At 53.7% G+C, this 1,627-nt stretch carries 1 rRNA gene; it reads right to left on the bottom strand.

Annotation, left to right across the window (positions count from 1 at the left end):
* Positions 1–1,627: ribosomal RNA gene (locus tag HF312_21540) — 23S ribosomal RNA — on the bottom strand; the annotation flags it as partial.

The raw sequence follows: 1,627 nt of genomic DNA on the forward strand, positions 1-1,627 counted from the left end.
TCCACTCGGAACCACCGGATCACTAAGCCCGACTTTCGTCCCTGCTCGACTTGTCAGTCTCGCAGTCAAGCTCCCTTATGCCTTTGCACTCGAAGCGCGATTTCCAACCGCGCGGAGGGAACCTTTGGACGCCTCCGTTACACTTTGGGAGGCGACCGCCCCAGTCAAACTCCCCACCTGGCAATGTCCTTCATCCGGCTTACGGCTTGAAGTTAGAATTCCAGTAACCAAAGAGTGGTATCCCAATGTCGACTCCACCAAGACTGGCGCCCTGGCTTCTAAGTCTCCCACCTATACTGTACATTGCTTACCAAAACTCAATGCCAAGCTAGAGTAAAGCTCCACGGGGTCTTTCCGTCTAACCGCGGGTAACCGGCATCTTCACCGGTAATACAATTTCGCCGAGCCCCCCGTCGAGACAGCGCCCAGATCGTTACGCCATTCGTGCAGGTCGGAACTTACCCGACAAGGAATTTCGCTACCTTAGGACCGTTATAGTTACGGCCGCCGTTTACCGGGGCTTAAGTTCAGAGCTTTGACTAAAAGTCGGACCCTTCCCCTTAACCTTCCGGCACTGGGCAGGCGTCAGCCCCTATACGTCGTCTTGCGACTTTGCAGGGACCTGTGTTTTTGGTAAACAGTCGCCTGGGCCATTTCTCTGCAGCCCCTTCTCGCTTACAGTGTAAAACTTTCACGAGCATGGGGCACCGCTTTTCCCGAAGTTACGCGGTCAATTTGCCGAGTTCCTTAACAGGGGTTCTCTCGCGCGCCTTAGAATATTCTTCTTGCCTACCTGTGGCGGTTTGCGGTACGGGCACCTGGTTCCTCGCTAGAGGCTTTTCTTGGCAGCTTGGGATCAACCAATTCCGCTACTAAATTTCGCACTCCGTCACGTCTCAGGCTTAACGTTTAGCGGATTTACCTACTAAACACCCTACTCGCTTGGACCGGCATCCATCAGCCGGCTGGTCTACCCTTCTGCGTCACCCCATTGCTCAAACGGACCGTGGTGGCACGGGAATTTTAACCCGTTGTCCATCGCCTACGCTTTTCAGCCTCGGCTTAGGTCCCGGCTTACCCTGAGAGGACGAACCTTCCTCAGGAAACCTTAGGCTTTCGGCGGACAGGATTCTCACCTGTCTTTTCGCTACTTATTCCTGCATTCTCTCTAGTGTCCGCTCCACCGCTCCTTACGGTACGACTTCACTGCTGAACACTATGCTCCCCTACCACTCCCATATTTCTATGGAAATCCCTAGCTTCGGTGTCGTGCTTGAGCCCCGTTACATTTTCCGCGCAGGACCACTCGACCAGTGAGCTATTACGCACTCTTTAAATGAGTGGCTGCTTCTAAGCCAACATCCTGGTTGTCTATGCAATCCCACATCGTTTCCCACTTAGCACGTACTTGGGGACCTTAGCTGAGGGTCTGGGCTGTTTCCCTTTCGACAATGAAGCTTATCCCCCACTGTCTGACTCCCGGGGTAATCATACGGTATTCGGAGTTTGAACGGGTTCAGTAATCTGGTAAGACCCCTAGCCCAATCAGTGCTCTACCTCCGCATGACATCCCCCGAGGCTAGCCCTAAAGCTATTTCGGGGAGAACCAGCTATCTCCGGGTTCGAT

It is taken from the genome of Ignavibacteria bacterium (assembly GCA_025612375.1).
Taxonomy (GTDB): Bacteria; Bacteroidota; Ignavibacteria; order Ignavibacteriales; family SURF-24; genus JAAXKN01.